Source organism: Aeromonas aquatilis (assembly GCF_054052405.1).
Genome location: NZ_JBSTYP010000009.1, coordinates 1 through 19,302 on the forward strand (window position 1 = coordinate 1; position 19,302 = coordinate 19,302).

At 59.5% G+C, this 19,302-nt stretch carries 18 protein-coding genes and 1 tRNA gene; 6 read left to right on the forward strand and 13 right to left on the reverse strand.

Annotation, left to right across the window (positions count from 1 at the left end; translation table 11 throughout):
* The first annotated feature begins 141 nt into the window (after nucleotides 1–141).
* Nucleotides 142–1,209 (forward strand): SPM autocatalytic domain-containing protein, encoded by a 1,068-nt coding sequence (locus tag ACW5W8_RS04770; protein WP_498626666.1) that lies wholly within the window; start codon nucleotides 142–144, stop codon nucleotides 1,207–1,209.
* 66 nt (nucleotides 1,210–1,275) lie between these two features.
* Here the strand turns inward: ACW5W8_RS04770 and priA are convergent, their stop codons facing one another.
* Nucleotides 1,276–3,483 carry a primosomal protein N' gene (gene priA, locus ACW5W8_RS04775; RefSeq protein ID WP_498626667.1) on the reverse strand — a complete coding sequence of 736 codons (2,208 nt, stop codon included), beginning with the start codon at nucleotides 3,481–3,483 and terminating at the stop codon, nucleotides 1,276–1,278.
* A gap of 148 nt (nucleotides 3,484–3,631) precedes the next feature.
* Here priA and rpmE point away from each other — a divergent pair, with 148 nt between their 5' ends.
* Nucleotides 3,632–3,847 carry a 50S ribosomal protein L31 gene (gene rpmE, locus ACW5W8_RS04780; protein WP_005340673.1) on the forward strand — a complete coding sequence of 72 codons (216 nt, stop codon included), beginning with the start codon at nucleotides 3,632–3,634 and terminating at the stop codon, nucleotides 3,845–3,847.
* 100 nt (nucleotides 3,848–3,947) lie between these two features.
* Here the strand turns inward: rpmE and ACW5W8_RS04785 are convergent, their stop codons facing one another.
* Both ACW5W8_RS04785 and ACW5W8_RS04790 read right to left on the reverse strand, forming a co-directional pair.
* Entirely contained in the window at nucleotides 3,948–4,598 is a 651-nt protein-coding gene (locus ACW5W8_RS04785) for a chromophore lyase CpcT/CpeT (protein WP_440015457.1), read from the reverse strand.
* A 122-nt stretch (nucleotides 4,599–4,720) separates the two neighbouring features.
* Nucleotides 4,721–6,574 carry a methyl-accepting chemotaxis protein gene (locus ACW5W8_RS04790; protein WP_498626668.1) on the reverse strand — a complete coding sequence of 618 codons (1,854 nt, stop codon included), beginning with the start codon at nucleotides 6,572–6,574 and terminating at the stop codon, nucleotides 4,721–4,723.
* 147 nt (nucleotides 6,575–6,721) lie between these two features.
* Between ACW5W8_RS04790 and rraA the strand changes: the two genes are divergently transcribed.
* Nucleotides 6,722–7,207, forward strand: coding sequence for a ribonuclease E activity regulator RraA (rraA, locus tag ACW5W8_RS04795; protein WP_005340678.1), 486 nt, complete (start codon nucleotides 6,722–6,724; stop codon nucleotides 7,205–7,207).
* 270 nt (nucleotides 7,208–7,477) lie between these two features.
* On the opposite strand, the gene ACW5W8_RS04800 is transcribed toward rraA, so the two are convergent.
* From ACW5W8_RS04800 to ACW5W8_RS04810, 3 genes are all read right to left on the reverse strand, one after another.
* Entirely contained in the window at nucleotides 7,478–8,152 is a 675-nt protein-coding gene (locus ACW5W8_RS04800) for a 7-cyano-7-deazaguanine/7-aminomethyl-7-deazaguanine transporter (protein WP_498626669.1), read from the reverse strand.
* A 159-nt stretch (nucleotides 8,153–8,311) separates the two neighbouring features.
* Nucleotides 8,312–8,599 carry a DUF3630 family protein gene (locus tag ACW5W8_RS04805; protein WP_421263329.1) on the reverse strand — a complete coding sequence of 96 codons (288 nt, stop codon included), beginning with the start codon at nucleotides 8,597–8,599 and terminating at the stop codon, nucleotides 8,312–8,314.
* A 10-nt stretch (nucleotides 8,600–8,609) separates the two neighbouring features.
* A complete protein-coding gene (locus ACW5W8_RS04810) occupies nucleotides 8,610–10,037 on the reverse strand; it encodes a protein adenylyltransferase SelO (protein ID WP_498626670.1) in 1,428 nt (475 codons plus the stop codon).
* A gap of 105 nt (nucleotides 10,038–10,142) precedes the next feature.
* Here ACW5W8_RS04810 and ACW5W8_RS04815 point away from each other — a divergent pair, with 105 nt between their 5' ends.
* Nucleotides 10,143–10,445 (forward strand): c-type cytochrome, encoded by a 303-nt coding sequence (locus tag ACW5W8_RS04815; RefSeq protein WP_005340687.1) that lies wholly within the window; start codon nucleotides 10,143–10,145, stop codon nucleotides 10,443–10,445.
* A 67-nt stretch (nucleotides 10,446–10,512) separates the two neighbouring features.
* On the opposite strand, the gene recQ is transcribed toward ACW5W8_RS04815, so the two are convergent.
* The gene (recQ, locus tag ACW5W8_RS04820) at nucleotides 10,513–12,348 is read right to left on the reverse strand and encodes an ATP-dependent DNA helicase RecQ (protein WP_498626672.1); all 1,836 of its coding nucleotides are present in this window, start codon (nucleotides 12,346–12,348) and stop codon (nucleotides 10,513–10,515) included.
* Between the two features lie 133 nt (nucleotides 12,349–12,481).
* Here recQ and ACW5W8_RS04825 point away from each other — a divergent pair, with 133 nt between their 5' ends.
* Both ACW5W8_RS04825 and ACW5W8_RS04830 read left to right on the forward strand, forming a co-directional pair.
* Entirely contained in the window at nucleotides 12,482–12,946 is a 465-nt protein-coding gene (locus ACW5W8_RS04825; RefSeq protein ID WP_042054246.1) for a thioesterase family protein, read from the forward strand.
* A 124-nt stretch (nucleotides 12,947–13,070) separates the two neighbouring features.
* On the forward strand, nucleotides 13,071–13,598 hold the full coding sequence (locus ACW5W8_RS04830; protein WP_005356927.1) for an AbiTii domain-containing protein: 528 nt from the start codon (nucleotides 13,071–13,073) through the stop codon (nucleotides 13,596–13,598).
* A gap of 581 nt (nucleotides 13,599–14,179) precedes the next feature.
* Here ACW5W8_RS04830 and ACW5W8_RS04835 read toward each other — a convergent pair.
* From ACW5W8_RS04835 to ACW5W8_RS04860, 6 genes are all read right to left on the reverse strand, one after another.
* A tRNA-Pro gene (locus ACW5W8_RS04835) sits at nucleotides 14,180–14,256 on the reverse strand.
* Between the two features lie 154 nt (nucleotides 14,257–14,410).
* Complete coding sequence (locus tag ACW5W8_RS04840) at nucleotides 14,411–15,115, reverse strand: MOSC domain-containing protein (RefSeq protein WP_498626675.1); 705 nt, start codon at nucleotides 15,113–15,115, stop codon at nucleotides 14,411–14,413.
* 45 nt (nucleotides 15,116–15,160) lie between these two features.
* Nucleotides 15,161–16,006 carry an ABC transporter permease subunit gene (locus ACW5W8_RS04845; RefSeq protein WP_498626676.1) on the reverse strand — a complete coding sequence of 282 codons (846 nt, stop codon included), beginning with the start codon at nucleotides 16,004–16,006 and terminating at the stop codon, nucleotides 15,161–15,163.
* A 73-nt stretch (nucleotides 16,007–16,079) separates the two neighbouring features.
* The gene (locus ACW5W8_RS04850) at nucleotides 16,080–16,985 is read right to left on the reverse strand and encodes an ABC transporter permease subunit (protein WP_498626678.1); all 906 of its coding nucleotides are present in this window, start codon (nucleotides 16,983–16,985) and stop codon (nucleotides 16,080–16,082) included.
* Nucleotides 16,982–18,136 carry a polyamine ABC transporter ATP-binding protein gene (potA, locus tag ACW5W8_RS04855; protein WP_005340704.1) on the reverse strand — a complete coding sequence of 385 codons (1,155 nt, stop codon included), beginning with the start codon at nucleotides 18,134–18,136 and terminating at the stop codon, nucleotides 16,982–16,984. Before potA ends, ACW5W8_RS04850 begins: the two co-directional genes overlap by 4 nt.
* A gap of 77 nt (nucleotides 18,137–18,213) precedes the next feature.
* Nucleotides 18,214–19,299: a polyamine ABC transporter substrate-binding protein gene (locus ACW5W8_RS04860; protein WP_498626679.1), complete on the reverse strand. Its 1,086-nt coding sequence runs from the start codon at nucleotides 19,297–19,299 to the stop codon at nucleotides 18,214–18,216.
* Nucleotides 19,300–19,302 lie beyond the last annotated feature (3 nt).

Sequence of the window (19,302 nt, forward strand, 5' to 3'; positions counted from 1 at the left end):
GTGTTGAAAGGCTGGGGTATCCATGATGGTAGACCTCAAGGTGATGGCCTACTTCAAGCTTAGCCTTTCAACACGTAATTGGGACATAGCCTTATTTATCGGTCGATAACTGACCAGATGTATAGCGCCGAGGGCGAAGATATGCGCATCGATCACTACGACCTCCAGGGGGAGGTGCAATACCGGCAACAACAGGCCCAGAGCCGCAAGGTGCGTAACCTTGGGCCCGTGCCACCCGTCGTCAATCCACCGGAAGGCAACAACACGGCAGCGGCCGGCGAACGCCGCAGCACCCTGACCCTCACCAGCGCCCTGACGCTGCAAACCGCAAGGCAATCCGCCGCCAGCCAGCAAGCGACAACACCTCCCGCCCCGCCCGCAGCGGACCTCGGCAAAGAGCAGGATGGCATTCCCGACGATGGGCTGGATAACCGCCAGCGGCTGATCAAGCTGATGATCGAGGCAATGCTGGGCCACGAAATCGAGCTGCCCAAGCCGATCAACCCCTCCGAAGAGGGGGGCGAAGGGGTGACCCAAGGAGAAGCCGCAGCTCAGGCCGCCGAGCCGGATCAACTGGTGGAGGTGACAGACACCCTGCTGCAACAGGAGCAGCTCAACGTGGTGGCATCGGCCAGCGTAGCGACTCGGGATGGTCAGACTATTCAGCTCGATCTCGGCTTTGTGCTCGACTGGCGCCAGCTGGAGGTGAGCCAGCGGCGCACCACCCTCAATGCCCTCAAGGATCCGCTGGTGCTCAGTCTGGATGGCAAGATTGCAGGTCTCACCGAGGCACGGGTCAACTTCGATATCGATCAGGATGGCAAAGAGGACAGCCTGCCGGGCCTGCGCGAAGGAAGCGGCTTTGTGGCGCTGGATCGCAACGGCAACGGCACTATAGACGATGGCGGCGAGCTGTTCGGGGCCCGCTCCGGCAACGGTTTTGGTGAGCTGGCGACGTTGGATGAGGATGGCAACGGTGTGCTGGATGAGGGGGATAGCCAGTTTTCAGCCCTGCAGTTCTGGCATCCCGAGCACGCCCCCATCGCGCTGGTCGAACTGGGGATCGGCGCCATCCTGCTACGCCCCCTCGACACCCCCTTCAACCATCTGGGGGAGAGCGGCAATCAGGGGGTGCTGCGCCAATCCGGCCTCTATCTCACCGAACAGGGTAAAGGAGGCTGGGTGCAGCAGATCGATCTGCGGGTCTGAGCCTTGAAATGAAATCACCCATCGGTCGCTGACGATAACTGCCAGCGACCGGCTCCGGTGCCACCATCAACTCAGCTCGGTGGGGTCGATATCCAGACTCCAGCGCACCTTTTTGGTCTCGGGCCAGCCTTCCAGCTCCTTCACCGCCCAATCCAGCAGTTGGGCCAGCGGTGCCCGATTCGGCCCCTGCACCAGCAACTGCATGCGAAACTTGCCCGCCTTGCGCTCCATAAAGCCGCTGATGGGCCCGAGCACCTGAACGTGGGGATAGCGGGCGCTGCGCAGGGTATCGGCGAGGCGGGCGAGGAACAGCTGCACCTCGTCACGACCGTTGGCCTCGGCGCGGAACAACCCCTGATAGCTGAAGGGCGGCAACCCCAGCAGGCGGCGCTCTTTCAACGCCGTATCGGCGAAGTGGCCGTAACCGTTCTGGGTCAGATCCTGCAGCAGGGCATGCTCGGGATGGTGGCTCTGCAGCACTACCAACCCGGGTTTGCTGGCGCGACCGGCGCGGCCCGCCACCTGGGTGTAGAGCTGGGCCAGTTTCTCGGCGGCGCGAAAATCGGCGCTGAACAGGGCACCATCCACATCCAGCAGACCCACCAGGGTCACATCCGGGAAGTGGTGGCCCTTGGCCAGCATCTGGGTGCCGATCAGGATCTTGTACTTGCCTGCCTTGATGTCGCCGAGATGGGTCTCCAGCTCCCCCTTGCGGCGGGTGTTGTCCCGATCGATGCGTACTACCGGATATTGCGGGAACACCGTCGTGAGCAGCTGCTCCAGCTGCTCGGTGCCCACTCCCGACCCGATCAGTTCGTTGCTGCCACATTCGGGGCAGTGGTGGGGCAACGGGCGCACGCTGTCACAGTGGTGGCAGTGCAGCCGTCGTCCGGCCTGATGCCAGGTGTACCAGGCATCACAGCGCTCACAGGCGGCGCTCCAGCCACACTGGTGGCAGATAAGAGCCGGGGCATAGCCACGGCGGTTGAGAAACAGCATCACCTGATTGCCCGCCGCCAGATGCTCCGCCATCAGCTGCTCCAGTTGAGGGGAGAGCCCGGCCTGCAACCGCACGTTCTTGATATCCAGGATCACCTGACGGGCGGTCTGGGCGTTACCGGCGCGCCGCGTCAGGCTGAGGTGGTGATACTTGCCGGTTCTGGCGTTGTGCAGCGTCTCCAGCGACGGGGTAGCCGAGCCAAGCAGGATGGGAATGCCGGCACGATGGGCCCGCATCACCGCCAGATCCCGCGAGTGGTAGCGAAAACCGTCCTGCTGCTTGAAGGAGCCGTCGTGCTCTTCGTCGATGATGATGATGCCGAGGTTGTGAAACGGGGTGAACACCGCGGAGCGGGTGCCGATCAGGATGGCGGCGCCGCCGTCGCGGCAGGCGAGCCAAGCGTCGAGCCGCTCCCGATCATTCATGGCGGAGTTCATCGCCACCACCGGCACGTTGAAGCGGCGTCGGAAGCGGTTGATGGTCTGCGGAGTGAGGCCGATCTCCGGTACCATCACCAGCGCCTGCTTGCCCGCCTTGAGCAGCGGCTCGAGGATGCTCAGGTAAACCTCGGTCTTGCCGGAACCTGTGATGCCGTCCAGCAGGAAGGCACCGAACTTGTCGCTCTGACTGGTAATGGCAGAGACGGCCAATGCCTGCTCGCCGTTGAGGCGCAGCCCCTCCCCCGGTTCAAAACGGGCAGCCCAGTCGCCGTCGTGACTCGGCTCCAGCGAGCGCTTCTCCAGCAATCCCTTCTTCTCCAGCGCGGTGAGGGCTGCGCTCTGGATCTCCTCCTGCTTGAGGGCGGAGGGGGTCTGCGGCCCCTTGCGCAGCAGAGCGAGCGCCTGCTGCTGCTTGGCTGCCCGCTTGAGTTCATTGAGATCGATGGCCATGCCGGCATCGGTCGCAAACCAGAACTCCAGCTCGCGATAGGCGGCCGGCTCCCCCTTGCGCACCAGCACTGGCAGGGCGTGCGGCAGCACCTCCCCCAGCGGGTGCTGGTAGTAGCTGGCGCTCCAGTTCATCAGCGCCAGAATATCGGGCCCCAGCACAGGCGTCCCATCGAGGACGCGCTTGATGGGTTTGAGCTTGTTGCGGGGCACCTGACTGTCGGCCGGGTGCTCCACCACCAGCCCGACCAGTGTCTGCGGGCCGAAAGGGATCTCGACCCGACAACCGGGAACAGGTAACGGCAGAGGGGAGAGATAGTCGAAATGACGGCGTAGCGGCACCGGTACAGCCACACGAACCAGATCCAGCGTTTGGGAAGAATTCACCAGAGGTTGCCTATTTTTTCTGCGAAGCCACTTGCCTGATCTCAGGCATTTCCTATATTATTCGCAGCCTTTGAAACTGTGTTCAACAATCGTGTGGTGTCCGACAAGAGATCGGATGGCGACACGGCCTATTACTTTGAGGTTGTCCATGAAAGCTGGTATCCATCCTGACTACGTAGCCATCACCGCCAAGTGCTCTTGCGGTAACGTCATCAACACTTTCTCTACCATCGGTAAAGATCTGAATCTGGACGTGTGCTCCGAGTGCCACCCGTTCTACACCGGCAAGCAGAAAGAAGTTTCTAGCGGCGGCCGCGTAGACAAGTTCAACAAGCGTTTCGGTGCGATGACCACCAAGAAGTAATTTTACTTCTGAAGAATTCTGAAAAAGGCGCCCAATGGGCGCCTTTTTTACGATCCCTGTTTTTCATCCTTCATGTTCCCGCAGCCAGACGCACTCTCCCCTACTGGCCAAACCCTTTGGAACGACGCAAATAGACATACCCCTCACCCGGGCTACCCCAGCGCGGGCTCCCTGCGTTGTCATAGGCGCGATCCAGCAATCTAACGCTGTCGGGGCCAATCCAGATATGCTGCACCAGCGTCGTGGCACCGCCAAAATCGGTGGAGCAGTGGCCCACCCGGGTGTGACCGGCATATTCGCCGGAGGGGGTACGTGTCAGCCAGATCTCGCAACCGTGGCGCAAGGAGAGCTGCTGCGGGGTCAGACTGTCGAGCAGGGCGGGATCATGCCAGGCACCGGCAAAATCGGTAGCCCGAGGCATGGTCAGTTCGGCCATCAGGATCCGCCCGTCAGGGGCGGGTGAGAAGCGATAAATGCGCTGACGAAAGGGGCGAATGGAGCGCATGCTCAGATACTGCTCGGCATAGACCCAGCGATAGCCCTGATAGCCGGGCCAGACCTCCATCAAGCGCAGCTCGGCACTGGTAAAGCGGCTGTCGTAACTGGCCTGCTCCCGGCTCGTAAAGGCCCCATTGAACCAGCTGAGTAGCGGCTCCATACCGGGCTTGAGTGGGGTAGCCTGAGGTGCCGATCCTGCCAACACCAGACAGGAACAGAGCAGCCCGAATACGGCCACCAGCAACTTTGCCATCGAATCCTTCCGAATCATCATAGTGGCGGCGATTATATGAGCGAATTACCCCAATAACAGCCATTACGATCAAATCATTGCCACTCTGGTGCAAAAACCTCACAAGGATGCCAGTCCGCTCACTAAACCCGATATTTTGCCACCGCCTTGTTGAGCAGCTGTGCCTGCTCGTTGAGACCCTCGCTGGATCTCGCATTTTCCTCTGCCATGATGCTCGACTCCTGGGCGATGTCGCGGATGTTGTTGACGTTGCGGTTCACCTCGTTGGCCACCAGACTCTGTTGCTCGATGGCTGCCGCAATCTGGGTGCTCATGTCCATGATGTGGGTAACATCCTGAGTGATCTGCCCCAGCAACTCCCCTGCGGTACTTGCCTGATCCGAGCTGCGGTTGCCCTGCTCGCGGCAGGTTGCCATCACCTCGACGATGCTGCCGGTCTGTTTCTGCAGCGAGCTGATGATGCCGGCGATCTCCTGGGTCGATTTCTGGGTACGGATGGCCAGATTGCGCACCTCATCGGCCACTACCGCAAAGCCGCGCCCCTGATCCCCTGCCCTGGCTGCTTCGATGGCTGCGTTGAGGGCCAGCAGGTTGGTCTGCTCGGCAATACCACGGATTACGTCAAGCACGGAGCCGATGATCTCGCTCTCTTTTTGCAGCTGGCTCACCTCGCGGGATGAACTCTCCAGATTGTCCGCCAGCAAGCGGATCTGCTCGACAGTGTTCTCGACCGCAGTCCGCCCCTCCATCGCCTTGTTGTTGGTCGCCTGCGCATTGTTGGCCGCCTGCTCGGTGTTGCGGGCGATCTCTTCGATGGTGGAGCCCATCTCGGTGGACGCGGTCGCCACCATGTCGGTCTCCTGCAGCTGGCGCGCCGCCCCTTCACTGGTGCGTTTGACGTTGGCCGAGAGGTGATCCGCCGCTTCAGTCAGGGTGTGCACGCTCTGCTTCACATCGCCGATCAGATCGCGAAACCCGCCCAGCATCACGTCGAGATTGCCTGCCAGCTGGGCCATTTCATCTGCCCCGCGCAGATCTATCTTCAGGCGCAGGTCATTATCCTTACGAATGCGGTTGACGGTATCATTCACCTGAGTAATGGGACGGTCGATGCTGCGCCCCAGCAACACGCTCATGATGCCGATCAGCACCACAATCACCCCGCCACAGACCAGCATCAGGCTGTTGAGGCGAGCGCTCTGTCGCTCCAGCTCAGCGACAATGTGCTGATCGACGGCGGCAAATCCCTGTTCGGTCTGATGCACCAGATCCCGCATCTGGTTGCGCAGCCCTTCATCCTCTTTCAGTCCCAGTACCTGCATCCCCTGCACCAGCGCCACAAAGTCCTGCCGGTACTGCTTGCTGGCCTGCTCCAACTTGCCGCGATCCGCCTCCGGCAAAGTGGCAAGACTATCCTGAAAAATCTTGTGCAAGGTCTCGAAACGCTCCAGATACTGGATATCGGAGCGCAGCATGAAGTCTTTCTCCGCCCGCCTCAGTTGCAGCATGGTGATGAGCAACCCTTGCTGATCCAGCTTTTTGAGGCCATCTTCCACTTCATGCACGGCAGTCCGCAGCTTGCCATAGAGCCCATCCTCCGGCCCCAAACCAATCTTCTGCTGCTGGGCAACCAGCTCCAGAAACGCCTTGCCGTAAGCCGCCATCTGCTGATCCAGCCTGGCCAGATCGGCATGTACCGCAGCCAGGTTGTCGTCACGGCCCAGGGTCTCGTCCAGCTGGTGGAACTGAGTCATGACCTCATTGAAATGGTTAACGAAACTCAGATCCTTGTGCAGCAGGAAATCCTTCTCGGCCCGCCGCAGGTTGAGCATGGCGATCTCCAACTGGTCGATATTGCGTCGGGCTTCGGTCAGGTGACGATGCACCTGGCTGGAGTAGAGAAACAGGCCGCTCAGTACCAGCATGGCAACGGCCACCAGCACAGTATTCAGAATCAATTTATGACGTATCAGCACGATGGACCTCTCGCAAACCAGGCAATGGACTGCATTGAGCTTATGCAGAAAAGCGGCGATGGATGATCTGTGCAAGGAATATTCATTGAAATGCCACACCCACTCCTTATACTGGTTGCACCTGTTTCCAGCCGTGGATTTGACACTATGGAATACAATACTTCTGAACTGTGCGACATCTATCAGGACATGGTTGATGTGCTTGAACCCATGCTCTGCTCCTTCGGCGGCCGCGCCTCTTTCGGCGGCGTCATCACCACCGTCAAATGCTTCGAATCGAATGGCCTGATCCGTGAACTCGTCAAAGAGAACGGGCTGGGACGCGTCTTGCTGATCGATGGCGGTGGCTCCATGCGCCGAGCTCTGATCGACAGCGACATCGCCACAACAGCAGCAGAGAACGATTGGGAAGGGATTGTCTGCTACGGCTGCGTCCGCGAGGTCGATATTCTGGAAGATCTGGATATCGGTATTCAGGCACTGGCAGCCATTCCGGTCGGTGCCGACAGCAAGGATGTAGGGGAGACCGATCTGCCGGTCAACTTCGGTGGGGTGACCTTCCTGCCTGACGACCACCTCTACGCCGATACCACAGGGGTGATCCTCTCCCCCGAGGCACTCGATATCGAGTAAGCCACAAACAGCGTGACGACGGGAGCCTTGGCTCCCGTTTTTTATGCCTGCAACTTGCTGAAAAATGACAAAAAAAGAGGGCCAGATAAACTGACCCTTAACTGGAAGCAATGTGAGCAATGTCGTGCCTTCACAAGAAGTCCATCACGTTGGAACGAATGAAGTCTTTCCCGGAAAACAAGTTAACAATAATCATTCTCATTTAACTAGGCAAGCGCTATTTGCAAAAAGTGCAAAAAAATTGACCACCGCGAAGGGTGGTCAATCTGGTCAGGCTTGCCGGGTGGCCGTGTGCAGGCTGGATAATCCGGCCTCGCCCACCAGCTTGCGGCTGAGGTAGCGCAACAAGACACCGTAGAGCGGCACGAACAAACCAAGACTTATCAGCAACTTGAATACGTAATCGACGGTTGCGATCTCGACCCAGTGCTCTGACATGAAAGGATCTGTGGTGCGCCAGAAGGCCACACTGAAGAAAGCGATGGTATCGACCAGATTACCGAACAGGGTGGAGGCCGCAGGTGCAATCCACCACTGCTTGAGCAGACGCAGGCGGTTGAACACCACCACATCCATGAACTGACCCACCAGATAGGCCATAAAACTGGCCAGCGCGATACGTGCCACAAACAGATTGAATTCGGCCAGATGACCAACGCCCTGGAAGCTCCCTTCGAAGAAGAGCACGGAGAGCGCATAGGAGACTGCCAGCGCAGGCAGCATCACGGTCTGGATAATCTTGCGTGCCAGACCGGCACCGAAGATCCGCACCGTCAGGTCGGTCGCCAGGAAGATAAACGGGAAGCTGAACGCACCCCAGGTGGTATGGAAGCCAAACACGGTGATCGGCAGCTGCACCAGATAGTTGCTGCTGGCAATGATCAGAATGTGGAACAACGACAGGCGAACGAGCGCCGTTTGGTACTGCGCAGGGGTCAGATTCATCTTGTGACCTTTTTGGTTAATGGGGTTAGGGAACCCATATCGCCACCATTGGCGATAATCGAGGGGCGAGATTATACGCCCCCAAACCGATAGTTCAATCTTTATGCGATTACGCTTGTCCAGGTTGGCCAGCGGCAGAGCAGGCCTTGTGGGCGATAGTCACAGCTTGTGCTGTCTGGCGAGCCAGAGCAGCGCCTCCCGATCCGCCGGGCGCACCGCTTCCAGCCAGCAGCCGCTGTAGTGTTCGTACTCCAGCCGAAACTGGCTCCCTTCAAACTCCAGCAACCAGCTATGGCGGTCGGCCCCCGCATCCTGCTCGAGCGGCTGCAGCTCCCACTCTCGCAGCAAGGCCTGCGCCAACAGCGGAAACGTGTCCCAGTCGAGTGCTGGGCAATCCAGCGTCACCACGCCAGCTTCGCTATCTACCTGTTTGATTTGCCAACTCATTCCCTGTCTCTCAGCTGCTGCAGGAGAGCTCACCACCGCAATACCATGCCGGAGTCGGGGTGGCGAGATCCTCATATTCGGGTTGTTCATCATAGGGGCGCTGCAAGGCGGCGAACAGCCGCTCGAACGGCTGCATATCCCCTGCGTCGGCGGCATCTATCACCTGCTGGGCCAGCGCATTACGCAGCACATACTTGGGATTGATGGCATCCATCTGCGCCTTGCGCACGGCATCCTCGCTTCCTTCGCGTATCAGTCGCCCCCGATAGCGTTCCAGCCACTCCAGCCAAAAACCAGGTTCAGGCAGCAGGGCCAGTAGGGATGCGGGCCACGCCCCCTCTTGCGTTACCTCACCGAGACGGCGAAGGAACAGGTGGTAATCCACCTTGTGGGCCGCCAGCAACCGGAACAGATCGCGGAACAGCGCCGGGTCATCCTCCTCCCACACCGCCAGCCCGAGCCTGGCCCGCATCAGCTCGGAGTAGTGCAGCATCAACTGCTGCTCGTACTGGGCCAACGTTGCAGCCAGCGCATCACTGTCTACATGGCCAGCCAACGCCTGCGCCAGCTTTTGCAGATTCCAGTAACCGACCGCGAGCTGCTGATCCAGCGCGTAGCGGCCCGCCGGATCCGAGTGGTTGCAGACAAAATCGGGCACGTAGGCATCGATAAAGCCGTATGGCCCGTAATCCAGCGTCAAGCCGAGCAGCGACATGTTGTCGGTGTTCATCACCCCGTGACAGAAGCCCGCCGTCTGCCATTTGGCAATCAGCCGCGCGGTACGACGCACTACCTCGGCAAACAGTTCGGCGCCATTCTCCAGCTCGGAGAAGTGGTGGCGCAGCAGATAATCGATAACCAGCGGGATCTTCTCCCCCTGCCCGCTCCAGGCGAAATACTCGATATGACCGAAGCGCAAGTGGCTCGGGGCGGTGCGCAGCACGGTCGCCCCCGTCTCCACCTGTTCGCGGTAAACGGGCTCTTGGCTGCCCACCAGCACCAGCGCCCGGGTGGTCGGTATGCCGAGGGCATGGAGCGCCTCGGAGGCCAGATACTCGCGAATGCTCGAGCGCAATACGGCGCGGCCGTCACCAAAGCGGGAAAACGGGGTTTTACCTGCTCCCTTCAGATGGAGATCCCAGCGCTGACCATCCGGCGCCTGCTGCTCACCCAGCAGCAGTGCGCGACCATCACCAAGCCGCGGGCTATAACCCCCGAACTGATGGCCCGCATAGACCTGCGCTACCGGCTGCATGCCTGGCAACACTTTTCCCTCGCCACAACAGGCGATCCAGTCAGCCTCGCTGACGCCTCCCAGCCCCAACTCATCCAGCAAAGCCCGGTTGAGATGAAGCAACCGGGGTTGCTGCAGCGGCTGGGGGGCCACCGGTTCACAGGCCCAGGGCAACTCGGTCGCAAAAGTGTTGATCAACTTCATGGTTGTACCATTCGTCCCTGCGTATGCTCGTGTCACTCTTTATACTGCCGTCAGCCATGCTTGCGCTAACTGGCGACCATCATTTTTCGATTCAAGGAGAAGAAGATGCAAAAATGGGTATATGCCCTGCCCTTGCTGGCACTGGCGTGGGGTCATCAGGCCAAGGCTGCCGATATTGAAGCCGGCAAGGCCAAGGCGGCGGTCTGTGCGGCCTGTCACGGGGTGGAAGGCAAGGCGATGATCCCCAACTATCCCCATCTGGCGGGTCAGAATGCAGCCTATCTGGTGAAACAGTTGAAAGCGTTCAAGGATGGCACTCGCAAAGAGCCCTTGATGGACCCCTTTATGGCGCCGCTGACCGATGCGGATATCGACAATCTGGCCGCCTTCTACGCCAGCCTGAAATAACCTCGCGTCTAACCCTTGGTTCTTCCGAGCCGCGCTTACCGTGGTCGATTAGGCTGCCTAATCGACCCTACCGCCGGCAATAGTCGATGATCAGGTCCATAAAGGCTTCACCGAAACGCTCCAGCTTGCGATGACCGACGCCGTTGACCGCCAGCATTTCCTCCTCGGTCATCGGCATCAGCTGTGCCATCTCCACCAGAGTGGCATCGTTGAAGACCACGTAGGGCGGCACCTCTTCATCTTCGGCAATCTGCTTGCGCAGGCCGCGCAGCTCCTTGAACAACCGCTTATCGTAATTGGCATTGTCGAGCAAGCCGTTGCGCTTCTCCTTGCGGCTGGAGATAGGCTGCAGGCGGGGCACCGCCAGCTCCAGCGTCACCTCGCCACGCAGCACGGGGCGGGCCGCTTCGGTCAACTGCAGCACCAGATTGCGGGTAATGTTCTGGGTCAGCAACCCCTTGTGGATCAGCTGGCGGATCACGCTCATCCAGTATTCGTGGCTCTGATCCTTGCCGATGCCGTAGGTCGAGAGCTTGTCGTGGCCGTGATCCTTGATGCGCTGGTTCAGCGACCCGCGCAGCACCTCCACCACATAGCCCACCCCGAAATTCTGCCCCACCCGCCAGACGCAGGAGAGCGCCTTCTGGGCATCTTCGGTGCCATCATAACTTTTGGGCGGATCGAGGCAGATATCGCAGTTGCCGCATGGCTTGTCGTTGTACTCGCCGAAGTAGTTGAGCAGCACCTGACGGCGGCAGGTCTGGGCCTCGGCAAACGCCGCCATCACGTTGAGCTTGTACTGCTCCACCTGCAACTGCTGGGGATTCTCGATGTTGTCGAGCAAGCGGCGCACCCGACCGATGTCGGCAGGATCGTAGAGCAGCAACGCCTCGGCGGGAGTCCCATCACGCCCGGCACGGCCGGTCTCCTGATAATAGGATTCGATGTTCTTCGGGATGTCGTAGTGCACCACGAAGCGCACATTGGGTTTGTCGATGCCCATACCAAACGCCACCGTCGCCACCACTATCTCGATGTCGTCCTTGAGGAAGGCATCCTGCGTCTGCTGGCGCTGCTCGAGCGGTAGCCCCGCATGATAGGGCGCGGCCTTGCAGCCGTGGCGGGATAACCGCTCGGCCACCTCCTCCACCCGGTTGCGACTGGAGCAGTAGACGATGCCGCAGTTGCCCTTCTGGCTCTGCACGTAACGCAGCAGCTGCTCGGCCGCCTTGAACTTCTCCACCAGGCTGTAGCGGATATTGGGGCGATCAAAGCTGGCGGTGTGAATAAAGGGATCGTTGAGTTCCAACCGGTGCAGCATGTCGCTGCGGGTCGCCTCGTCGGCGGTGGCCGTAAGCGCTACCACCGGCACCTGCGGGAACCACTGTTTTAGTCGCCCCAGCGCAGCATACTCAGGCCGGAAATCGTGGCCCCACTGGGAGACGCAGTGCGCCTCGTCGATGGCGAACAGCCCGAGCGGCAGCTCGGCCAGCCGATCCATAAACTCGTGCTGCAACAAGCGCTCGGGGGAGACATAAACCAGCTTGATCTCGCCGCGGCGCATGGCGGCGAAGTTCTGAATCATCTCCTCCCGACTGAGGGCCGAGTTGATGTAGACCGCAGCCACACCGTTGGCGCGTAGGCTGTCGACCTGATCCTTCATCAGCGAAATAAGGGGAGAAACCACCACCCCGAGCCCGGGCCGCAGCAGCGCCGGGATCTGGTAGCAGAGCGACTTGCCGCCACCGGTGGGCTTGAGGACTAGCGCATCGCGCCCCGCGACGATCTGCTCGATGATCTCGAGCTGACCCGGCCGAAACTGCTGATAGCCGAAGACCGCCTGCAGCAGGGCAAGCGGACTCTCTGGCTGAGGATCTGGCAGGGTTTCGGCAATCGCAGTCATGGGCTCTCCTTTGGGGTCGCCATTCTAAAGCAGCCGCCGCCCACAATAAACCTGCCATTGCGACTGTTAAAGAACTGTTGCAGACTGGCTGGAGTTTTTACTCGGCTTTGATGACAAGGATTGGGATCAGAGAATGAAACAGATGCTCAAGAAGATGGCGCTCAGTGGCATTGCCAACCTGTTTGCCGAGAAGATGCCGTTCAACAAGCTGATCGGCATGCAGGTGACTCACTACGACTTCGACAAGGTGGAGTTGCGCATCAAGATGGACGACAAGCTGATCGGCAACCCTTTCCACAACATCCTGCACGGCGGCGTCACCGCCACACTGCTCGATGTGGCGGGCGGCATGATCGTCGCCGCCTCCTGCATCGACGAGCTGGAGGAGTTCTCCCCCAGCTATCTCAAGGAGCGCTTCGCCCGCCTCGGCACCATCGATCTGCGGGTGGACTACCTACGCCCGGGGCGCGGTAACGAGTTTATCGCCACCGCCCACATCATCCGGGCTGGCAGCAAGGTCGCCGTTGCCCGGATGGAGCTGCACAACGAAGAGGGCACCCACATTGCCTTCGGCACCGGCACCTATCTGGTGGGTTGAACCAAGTTAGTGCATAAAAACCACGCGGCTAATCCACTTTTAATCATTAGATTCCTTACCCCCTCTGGCCGAACAAGGTCCATACTGATAGTCGGGATTGTGTGCAGAGGGAGGATTGCAGGCGATGAGTGCGAAACTGGCCATCAAACCATCCAGAGCCTTGTTGACACAGCTCGAGTCCATGCTCGACGAGGTGCAGACACCCGAGTGTCGCCACTGGTTGGAACAGGAGCTTGAGGGGTATTCTCTCTCCTCACCCCTGCCTTGGTATCGCATCGTACCCTGTCGGCAACGCGGTCACTTTCTGGACCTGAAAACGGGAAAATATTTGACCTGTCACATCAACAGTCAAACGCTATGCCAACGCGATCTGGCCCAAATTCAGTTCATTTATGCCCGTGAACCCGCCGCCCACTATTTACTGCAACGCAATTCCGGTATTGAACCCTGGCCAGAGCAGCTGCTGGAAGATTATCAGGAGCAGTTGATCCCCGGCCATCTATGCCTGCAAGCCTGGCATGAGCCCGTGATTTCATTACGTGCACAACTGATGGAGGGAATAGAACATTTCATTAGTGAGTACCCCAAGCACGCGGCCTTGCTGCCTCAACACAGTTTCAAGGCTTTGCGGCATCAGCACTGGCATATCTGAGTAAGCGCCTGGCGCGCAAGGAGGGCACCATAGACAAGACCCATAGCGAGATTGCCACAATCTAGAGTGCCGGAGTCAGGATCAGACTCCACCGATGGGCCACCGAGCGGTGGCCCTTTTAATGTCCGCAACCGCCACACTATCGACAACCCAACGCACCACAAACTGTTGTGGTCAACTAAGACCCGGACACCTGCTTATCTCTAATCTTTACCCGCCCTCTCATATCCCCCCAACTTATCACCCCTCTATCCCTTCCTGACCGGAATAAAAGTGGGTTGCCATCACAAGCTGAAAACCGATAGCGGATAGCGGATAGCGGATAGCGGATAGCGGATAGCGGATAGCGGATAGCGGATAGCGGATAGGCAAAGTGTGGCGCCGCGTGCCGTGAACCCGCAACACTAACAAGCAATAATTGCCCGTTGAATCTTGGGTTATCGGCAGGTCGGCAGGTCGGCAGGTCGGCAGGTCGGCAGGTCGGCAGGTCGGCAGGTCGGCAGGTCGGCAGGTAAAGTGAAGCGAGAAAGCAGGAAAGCGAAATGCAAAAAGGCCGCTCTATTGAGCGGCCTTTTCAAATTTGGTCGGTGTGAGAGGATTCGAACCTCCGACCCCTTCGTCCCGAACGAAGTGCGCTACCAAGCTGCGCTACACACCGATGTCTGCGGGACGGGAATTTACCGAAAGCCCCGACCCGACACAAGCCTTTTTTGCATTTGGCAGGAAAAAAGTGCCGTTTGCTCAACTATTCAGCACTCTTTTCACCCGTTTACCGGGCTGCAGCCGGATAGTGACATTCCGCTAACTCTGCCTCAAGGCAAGCGCAGCGATTCGGGCCCCAGCAGACGGCGCTGCCAATCAGCCACAGAGCCATGCTCCAGCCAGTCGGCTGCATGCTGGCGCCAGTTGGGGGAGAGAGCAGGATTCTCCAGCAACATCAGCAGATCCGCTTCATTGCGCACCTGATTGAACAGAATGTCCGCCGTGCGCTTCACCGTCAGTTCGGGATAGGGTCTGTCTACCAGCTCCATGGCCGTGTCAGGCGCGATCATGCCCTCCTCCAGTACCCGCAGCAGCCAGCCACAACGGCCATTCAGTTGCATCACCTGCGACATCTGGCCATAGCCAAAGCGCTGGTTGAGCTTGAAACAGGGGGATCTCGGCTGGCTGATCTGGATCAGCGCCTCACCGAGTCGATAGACATCGCCAATACAGGCTTGCGCCTCGGTCAGCCCGATACCGGAGAGGTTCTCGCCAAAGGCGGCAGGTTGCCAGGCTGTACGTGGCGCAGGCAAGCTCAGCGCGGTTTGCCAGGTCTGCCACCAGAGATAGTGATCGGCCGGATAGTAGTGGAGCGCCCGATCCGGGCCACCGTGGTGGCGCAGGTCACACTGCTCATCCCCTTCCAGACCGGCAAAGGTACAGCGAACTGGTGCAGAGATCGGTTGCTTGTGAATGGCGCTGGTGAGGCCGGGCACCAGCTCGGTGCCACGACCGCTAAAAAGGGAGATCCGCATACTCATCCTCCAGATTGACGAGAGTAGGCGGATCTTATCATGGCGTCAGACCACGGCCTGCATCTGGGTGGTCATGGCGATCTCGGCGCGACGGCGCTTCTCTGCCCTGGCCATCAGATACCAGCTGCCGAAGGTAAAGAGCGATACCGACAGCAGGATCAGGCTGGCCACTGCGTTGATCTCGGGTTTTACCCCGAGCCGCACCGCCGAGAAGACCTCCATCGGCAGGGTGGTGGAGCCCGGGCCGGAGACGAAGCTCGCCAGCACCAGATCATCCAGCGACAGGGCGAACGACATCATGCCGCCTGCCGCCAACGAGGGGGCGATCATCGGGATGGTGATCAGGAAGAACACCTTCCACGGCTTGGCGCCAAGATCCATCGCCGCCTCCTCGATGGAGAGATCCAGCTCCCGCAACCGCGCCGACACCACGATCGCCACGTAGGCGGTACAGAAGGTTGTGTGCGCGACCCAGATGGTCAGCATGCCACGCTCGGCGGGCCATCCTACCAGCTGGGCCATCGCCACGAACAGCAGCAGCAGCGACAGACCGGTGATCACCTCGGGCATCACCAGCGGTGCCGTCACCATACCGCCGAACAGGGTGCGGCCACGGAAGTGCGGGATCCGGGTCAGCACAAAAGCCGCCACAGTCCCCAGCGCCACCGCGGCGATCGCGGTGTAGAAGGCGATCTCCAGCGAGCGGAACACAGACCCGATCAGCTGCTTGTTGTCGAGCAGGCCGAAATACCACTTGAGCGACCAACCACCCCACACCGTCACCAGCTTGGAGGCGTTGAAGGAGTAGATCACCATGATGATCATGGGCAGGTAGATAAACAGCAGCCCCAGCCAGAGCATCAGTTTGGCAAAGCCGAAACGTCTCATCATGCCTTGCCCTCCAGTGCTCTGAACTGGTTACGGTTGCAGTGGATGGAGACAGGATTGAACAACGCTGTTTTCATCATGCTTTGCCCTCCAGCTCTTTGGCCTGGTTACGGTTGAAGAGGATGATCGGAATGATCAGCACCGCCAGCATCACCACCGCCAGCGCAGAGGCGACCGGCCAGTCGCGGTTGTTGAAGAACTCCTGCCACAGCACCTTACCGATCATCAGGGTCTCCGGGCCGCCCAGCATTTCCGGGATAACGAACTCCCCCACCACCGGAATGAACACCAGCATGCAGCCGGCGATAATGCCGTTTTTGGAGAGCGGCACCGTAATCTGCCAGAAACGGGTCAGGTTGCGGGCCCCCAGGTCGGAAGCGGCCTCCAGCAGGCTCTGGTCATGCTTGACCAGATTGGCGTAGAGCGGCAGTACCATGAAGGGCAGGTAGGAGTAAACGATGCCGATATAGACCGCCAGGTTGGTGTTGAGGATCTGCAGCGGTTCGTCGATCACCCCGATCCCCAGCAAGACGCTATTGAGCAGGCCGTTGTTGCTGAGGATCCCCATCCATGCGTAGACCCGGATCAGAATGGCGGTCCAGGTCGGCATCATGATCAGCAGCAGCAGAACGGTCTGGGTCTCCTTGTTGGCCCGGGCAATGGAGTAGGCCATTGGATAGCCAATCAGCAGGCAGAGCAAAGTGCTGACGAAGGCCATCTTGAGGGAGCCCAGATAGGCCGCGATATAGAGCTCATCCTCCTGCAGCAGCAGGTAATTGCCCATGTTGAGCAGGATGGTGAGCTGATTGTCGGCCCAGCTCACCACATCGGTGTAAGGCGGGATCGCCACATCCGCTTCCGCAAAACTGATCTTCACCACGATGACGAAGGGCAGCAGGAAGAAGAGGAACAGCCAGAAGAAGGGGATGCCGATCACCAATCGGCGCCCACCGACCCGCTTCAGTCGTTGCAAGATCGTCATGATTGCAGCACCACGCCGCTGTCATCTTCCCAATAGAGGAACACCTGGTCATCCCAGGTTGGCCGCTTGCCGTGGCGTTCGGCATTGGCGATGAAAGCCTGAACGATTTTGCCCGAGGGCAGCTGGATGTGATAAACCGAGTGACCGCCCAGATAAGCGATGTCATAGACCTCACCCTTGGTCCAGTTGAAGTCCGGGTGCTCGATCTCCTCCGGCTTTTGCAGACTCATCAGCAGTTTTTCCGGGCGCAGGGCGTAGGTCACCTTCTTGTTCTCGGCGCGGGAGCTGATGCCGTGGCCCACATAGATGGGCTGTTCCAAGTCGGCGCAGGCGATAGTAGCGTGGTCCTGCTCATCCTCCACCAGCAGGCCGTCAAACAGGTTGACGTTGCCGATGAACTCGCACACCAGCCGACTGGCCGGAGTCTCGTAGATATCCATCGGGCTACCGATCTGCTCGATGCAGCCGAGGTGCATGATGGCGATCCGCTCCGCCATGGTCATGGCCTCTTCCTGATCGTGGGTCACCATGACGCAGGTAACCCCGACCCGCTCGATGATCTCTACCAGCTCCAGCTGCATCTTGGAACGCAGCTTCTTGTCGAGCGCCCCCATGGGTTCATCCAGCAGCAACAGTTTGGGACGCTTGGCAAGGGAACGAGCCAACGCCACCCGCTGGCGCTGGCCACCGGAGAGCTGATGCGGTTTGCGACGGGCATACTGGGTCATCTGCACCAGCTTGAGCATCTCCTCCACGCGGGCATCGATCTCGGCCTTGGGCAGGCCATCCTGCTTGAGGCCAAAGGCGATGTTTTGCGCCACCGTCATATGGGGGAACAGGGCGTAGGACTGGAACATCATGTTGATGGGGCGTTCATAGGGGGGCATGTCGGTGATGTCGACCCCGTCGAGGAACAGCCGCCCCTCGGTCGGGCGTTCGAAACCGGCCAGCATCCGCAGCAGGGTCGATTTGCCGGAACCGGACCCGCCGAGCAAGGCGAAAATCTCCCCCTTGTGAATATTGAGAGATACGTTATCGACCGCCAGCGTTTCGTCGAACTGCTTGCTTACCCGATCAATCTTCACCAGCACTTCTTTGCGCTGCTGACTGCCCTCAAGGGCTTTCTTGTAGGCACTGGAGGCTATCGCCATTACCAAACTCCCCAACGTGATACCGACCTCGCGGCCGATCCATAAAAGCGATTTGGCGCCCCCGAAGGGCACCAAGGTTAGGTTCCGGACTTGATCTTGGTCCAACTCCGGGTGATTAGACGCTGTACCGAGCGGGGATGTGCTTCCTGCACATAGAGTCGCTCCAGCACGGCCTGAGGGGGATAAACCTCCTCATTGTTGCGCACCGCCTCATCCATAAACTCGCCCGCCCTTGAGTTGGGATTCGCGTAGCCCACATAGTCGCTGACCTTGGCGATCACTTCGGGCTGCAGGACGTAGTTGATGAGAGCGTGCGCCTCTTTGACATTGGTGGCATCGGACGGGATCGCCATCATGTCGAACCACAGATTGCCCCCCTCTTTCGGAATGCTGTAGGCAATTTCCACCCCCTTGCCAGCTTCATCGGCGCGGGCAGCGGCTTGCAAGATGTCGCCGGAAAAACCGGCAGCCACGCAGATGTCGCCATTGGCGAGATCGCCGATGTATTTGGAGGAGTGGAAGTAGGCCACATAGGGCCGCACCTTGAGCAGCAGCGCCTCGGCCTGCTTGATATCCCCCGTCGCATGACTGTTGGGATCGAGTCCGAGGTAGTTGAGGGCAGCAGGGATCATCTCGTCGGCAGAGTCGAGGAAGGCGACGCCGCAGCGAGAGAGTTTCGCCATGCTTTCCGGCTCGAAGATGGTGGCCCAGGAGTCAATCTTGTCGACCCCCAGCACCGCCTTGATCTTGTCGACGTTGTAGCCGATGCCGTTGGTGCCCCACAGATAGGGCACCGCGTATTGATGACCCGGATCCACCTTGTCGAGCTGCTTGAGCAGCACGGGGTCCAGGTTGGCCAGATTGGGCAGCAGGGATTTATCCAGTTTCTGGAAGGCTCCCGCCTGGATCTGCTTGGCCAGGAAATTATTGGAGGGCACCACCAGATCGTAACCGGTCCGCCCCGTCAGCAACTTGCCTTCCAGGGTTTCGTTGGAGTCAAACACGTCATAGACGGTCTTGATCCCGGTCGCCTGCTGGAAATCACTGAGGGTAGTCTCGCCGATATAGTCTGACCAGTTGTAGAAGTGCAGCACAGGGGCAGCCTGGGCCACATTCGCCAATCCCATGGTCAGCGCTATGGTTAGCAATCTGGTTGTATTCACGGT

What these genes read in the sequence shown, in the direction of transcription:
- rpmE (WP_005340673.1), top strand. Translation starts at nt 3,632, where the DNA reads ATGAAAGCTGGTATCCATCCTGACTACGTAGCCATCACCGCCAAGTGC.
- ACW5W8_RS04800 (WP_498626669.1), bottom strand. Translation starts at nt 8,152, where the DNA reads ATGAATCTGACCCCTGCGCAGTACCAAACGGCGCTCGTTCGCCTGTCG.
- ACW5W8_RS04785 (WP_440015457.1), bottom strand. Translation starts at nt 4,598, where the DNA reads ATGGCAAAGTTGCTGGTGGCCGTATTCGGGCTGCTCTGTTCCTGTCTG.
- ACW5W8_RS04825 (WP_042054246.1), top strand. Translation starts at nt 12,482, where the DNA reads ATGAAACAGATGCTCAAGAAGATGGCGCTCAGTGGCATTGCCAACCTG.
- ACW5W8_RS04850 (WP_498626678.1), bottom strand. Translation starts at nt 16,985, where the DNA reads ATGACGATCTTGCAACGACTGAAGCGGGTCGGTGGGCGCCGATTGGTG.
- ACW5W8_RS04840 (WP_498626675.1), bottom strand. Translation starts at nt 15,115, where the DNA reads ATGCGGATCTCCCTTTTTAGCGGTCGTGGCACCGAGCTGGTGCCCGGC.
- ACW5W8_RS04830 (WP_005356927.1), top strand. Translation starts at nt 13,071, where the DNA reads ATGAGTGCGAAACTGGCCATCAAACCATCCAGAGCCTTGTTGACACAG.
- ACW5W8_RS04805 (WP_421263329.1), bottom strand. Translation starts at nt 8,599, where the DNA reads ATGAGTTGGCAAATCAAACAGGTAGATAGCGAAGCTGGCGTGGTGACG.
- ACW5W8_RS04815 (WP_005340687.1), top strand. Translation starts at nt 10,143, where the DNA reads ATGCAAAAATGGGTATATGCCCTGCCCTTGCTGGCACTGGCGTGGGGT.
- rraA (WP_005340678.1), top strand. Translation starts at nt 6,722, where the DNA reads ATGGAATACAATACTTCTGAACTGTGCGACATCTATCAGGACATGGTT.
- potA (WP_005340704.1), bottom strand. Translation starts at nt 18,136, where the DNA reads ATGGCGATAGCCTCCAGTGCCTACAAGAAAGCCCTTGAGGGCAGTCAG.
- ACW5W8_RS04810 (WP_498626670.1), bottom strand. Translation starts at nt 10,037, where the DNA reads ATGAAGTTGATCAACACTTTTGCGACCGAGTTGCCCTGGGCCTGTGAA.
- recQ (WP_498626672.1), bottom strand. Translation starts at nt 12,348, where the DNA reads ATGACTGCGATTGCCGAAACCCTGCCAGATCCTCAGCCAGAGAGTCCG.
- ACW5W8_RS04845 (WP_498626676.1), bottom strand. Translation starts at nt 16,006, where the DNA reads ATGATGAGACGTTTCGGCTTTGCCAAACTGATGCTCTGGCTGGGGCTG.
- ACW5W8_RS04770 (WP_498626666.1), top strand. Translation starts at nt 142, where the DNA reads ATGCGCATCGATCACTACGACCTCCAGGGGGAGGTGCAATACCGGCAA.